At 45.1% G+C, this 395-nt stretch carries 1 protein-coding gene; it reads right to left on the bottom strand.

Features of this window, described 5'->3' with window-relative positions:
* On the bottom strand, window positions 1-395 hold a 395-nt coding region (locus BCT81_RS02550; RefSeq protein ID WP_133152499.1), incomplete at both ends, for a DEAD/DEAH box helicase.

Raw genomic sequence — 395 nt, 5'->3', positions numbered from 1 at the left:
CTGCTTCATCCAGTACTAACACTTCAACCTCATCAAAGTGAACCGCGCGCTGTCCGTACATATCGATCAAACGTCCCGGTGTTGCCACAAGAATATCAACACCTTCAATCAGACGATCTTTTTGATGTTGGTAAGAGACGCCACCGTACATCGCTAGTGACGTTAAGTTTAAGAACTTTGCGTACTTCTTGATGTTTTGCTCAACCTGAACCGCCAACTCACGCGTAGGTGTAAGGATCACCGCACGGATGCGTTTCTTACGTTGCGTTTCACCTTTGCTTAGCATTTCTAAGATAGGGAGAACAAAGCTCGCAGTTTTACCTGTACCCGTTTGTGCTGCCGCAATAAGGTTCTTACCAGAAAGTACAATCGGAATTGCTTTTTCTTGAATAGAG

The organism is Vibrio sp. 10N.261.52.A1 (genome assembly GCF_002876325.1).
In the GTDB taxonomy this organism is placed as follows: Bacteria; Pseudomonadota; Gammaproteobacteria; order Enterobacterales; family Vibrionaceae; genus Vibrio; species Vibrio chagasii.
The sequence above is the reverse complement of the archived record's forward strand: the minus strand, read 5'-3'. Positions and strand labels throughout refer to the sequence as shown.